This window comes from Rhodosalinus sp. (genome assembly GCF_041685465.1).
In the GTDB taxonomy this organism is placed as follows: Bacteria; Pseudomonadota; Alphaproteobacteria; order Rhodobacterales; family Rhodobacteraceae; genus Rhodosalinus.
Genome location: NZ_JAWLFS010000323.1, coordinates 1 through 2,621, shown reverse-complemented (window position 1 = coordinate 2,621; position 2,621 = coordinate 1). Strand labels below are relative to the sequence as shown.

Sequence of the window (2,621 nt, the reverse complement as noted above, 5' to 3'; positions counted from 1 at the left end):
TCGGGTGCCGCCTTGTCGCCGGCCTCCGCGCCACCGGTCTTGGCGTCCTTGGCCGCCTCGGTCTTGCGGTTGCGCGGCTTGCGCGCGCGCGGCTTGGGCTTGGGGGCCTCCTCCGGCGTCTCGACGAGATTGCTGTCGCCCTCCGCCGGGCTGTTCTCCGGGGTCCCGGCCTGCGCGCCGCCGGCGCTCTGCTCGGGATCGCTGCTCTTGTCGCCGGGGCCACTCTCGCGGTCCTGCCGATCGGCACGTTCACGGTCGCGCTGCGCCTGCCGCTCGCGGTTCTCGCGCTCCTGCTGTTCGCGGCGCGCATCCTGCTCGCGCTGCGCTTCGGAGAGCAGCCGCAGGTAGTGTTCCGCGTGCTGCTGGAAGTTCTCGGCCGCGACGCGATCGTTCGCCAGCCCCGCATCGCGCGCCAGCTGGTTGTACTTGTCGATGATCTGCTGCGGCGTGCCGCGGACCTTGCCCTCCGGGCCCGAGCTGTCGAAGACCCGGTTGACGACGTTGCCCACCGAACGGGAGCGGTTCGATTTCGACCGCGACCTGGGTTTGGAAGATCTCATGCAGTCCTGTCCAGCCTTAGTGTCCGATCCCGCCCTGTGCGCCGTTTTCGCGCGATCCTCGCGCTGTTGTCATGTGCCCAGGCGGTGTTTTTGGCTTGGGGCCGCGTGCGACGCGCCGCGCAGGGCGTCACGATACGTGGCTCATCCGCGAGTAAACACGTCGGCCCTCGCGTGACAAGGGCCAATTTGTCGAGGCCGCGCGTCATTGTTCGCGAGACGGGTGTGCGGGTGACACCCGATGCGCCGTGACGACACGATCTCTTCCGTCAAGATCGGGCCTCACGGCGACCGCGTCAAGGCCTGCCCCCAAGAGAAGGTCGCTGACGGCGGCGCCCTGCCCCGCCCCGATCTCCAGCACCAGCCGCCCGCCCGGCGCGAGGAGGCCCGGCGCCGCGGCCGCGATCGCGCGATAGGCGGCCAGCCCGTCGCCCCCCGGCGTGAGCGCAAGCCGGGGCTCGCGGGCGACCTCGGGCGCGATCTCCGCCATCTCCGCCTCGGCCAGATACGGCGGGTTGGACACCACGAGGTCGAACCCGCCGTCGAGGCCCGCGGCCCAGTCCGCCTGCCGAAGCTCAAGGCGCTCCGCGACACCGTGTCGGGTGGCGTTCCCGGCGGCCACATCGAGCGCGGCGGCGGAGAGGTCGGTCGCCACGCCGCGCGCCTCGGGCCGCTCGGCAAGGAGCGTCACGGCGAGCGCGCCGCTCCCGGTGCCGAGATCGAGAAGCCGTGCGACGGGGCCCTCCAGCGCGGCGGCGACGACACATTCGGTCTCCGGTCGCGGGTCGAGCACCTCGGGAGTCACGCGGAACGTCCGCCCCCAGAAGAGACGACGCCCGAGGATATGCGCGACCGGCTCGCGCGCCGCGCGGCGGGCGAGCATCGCCTCGAAGGCCGCGGCGGCCTCGCCCACGGGATCGGGGCCCATGACGGAGATACGGCCCGGGTCGACCCCCATCGCCTCGGCCAGCAGCCAGCGCGCATCGCGGGCCGCCCCCGCGATCCCGGCCGCTTCGAGCCGCGCGCGGCCCGCAGCCAGCGCCTCGGCGACCTTCACCCGTCCATCTCGGCCAGTCCGGCCGCCTGCGCCTCGGCCTGCAGGGCGTCGATCACCTCGTCGAGGTCGCCCTGCATCACCTGATCGAGCCTGTAGAGGGTGAGGTTGATCCGGTGGTCGGTGAGCCGCCCCTGCGGAAAGTTGTAGGTGCGGATGCGCTCGGAGCGGTCGCCGCCGCCCACCTGCGCGCGCCGCTCGGAGGCGCGCGCCTCGGTGGCGCGGCGGCGCTCCATGTCGTAGAGCCGCGCGCGCAGCACCTCGAGCGCGATCTCGCGGTTGCGGTGCTGCGACTTCTCCGAGCTCGTGACGACGAGACCGGTGGGCACATGCGTGACGCGCACGGCCGAATCGGTGGTGTTCACATGCTGTCCGCCCGCGCCGGAGGCGCGCATGGTGTCGATGCGCAGGTCCGCCGGGTCGATCTCCACGTCGACCGACGCCGCCTCGGGCAGCACGGCGACGGTGGCGGCCGAGGTATGGATACGCCCGCCCGACTCGGTCGCCGGCACGCGCTGCACCCGGTGGACGCCGGATTCGTACTTGAGCCGCGCGAAGACCCCCTCGCCCTTGATGCGCGCCACGGCCTCGCGCACCCCGCCGAGCTCGCTTTCGGCCAGGGTCACGACCTCGACGCGCCAGCCCTTCGCCTCGGCGTAACGCTGATACATCCGCAGGAGATCCGCGGCGAAGAGCGCGGCCTCCTCGCCGCCCGTGCCGGGCCGGATCTCCAGCACCGCGGGCCGCGCGTCGGCAGCGTCGCGCGGCAGGAGCGCGTGTTTCACCGCCTGCTCGGCCTCTGGAAGCTCGGCGCGCAGGCGCGTCACCTCCTCGCGGGCGAGCGCGGCCATCTCGGGGTCGTCGAGCAGCGCCTCGGCCTCGGCGAGCTCGTCGCGGAGACCCTGCCAGCGCTCGACCGCGGCGATGACCGGGCGCAGCTCGGCGTGCTCGCGCGCGAGCGCGACCGGGTCGCCGCCGCCCTCGGCGAGCCGCGCCTCGACGTAGGCGAA

At 73.4% G+C, this 2,621-nt stretch carries 3 protein-coding genes; all 3 read right to left on the bottom strand.

Annotation, left to right across the window (positions count from 1 at the left end; genetic code table 11):
* Positions 1–560: DUF4167 domain-containing protein (locus ACESL7_RS15170; protein WP_372894132.1), on the bottom strand; the 560-nt coding region annotated here is incomplete at its 3' end.
* Between the two features lie 202 nt (positions 561–762).
* Positions 763–1,614, bottom strand: coding sequence for a peptide chain release factor N(5)-glutamine methyltransferase (gene prmC / locus ACESL7_RS15165; RefSeq protein WP_372894131.1), 852 nt, complete (start codon positions 1,612–1,614; stop codon positions 763–765).
* A partial coding sequence (gene prfA, locus ACESL7_RS15160) for a peptide chain release factor 1 (RefSeq protein WP_372894130.1) occupies positions 1,611–2,621 on the bottom strand: 1,011 nt, incomplete at its 5' end. The genes prfA and prmC, both read right to left, overlap by 4 nt.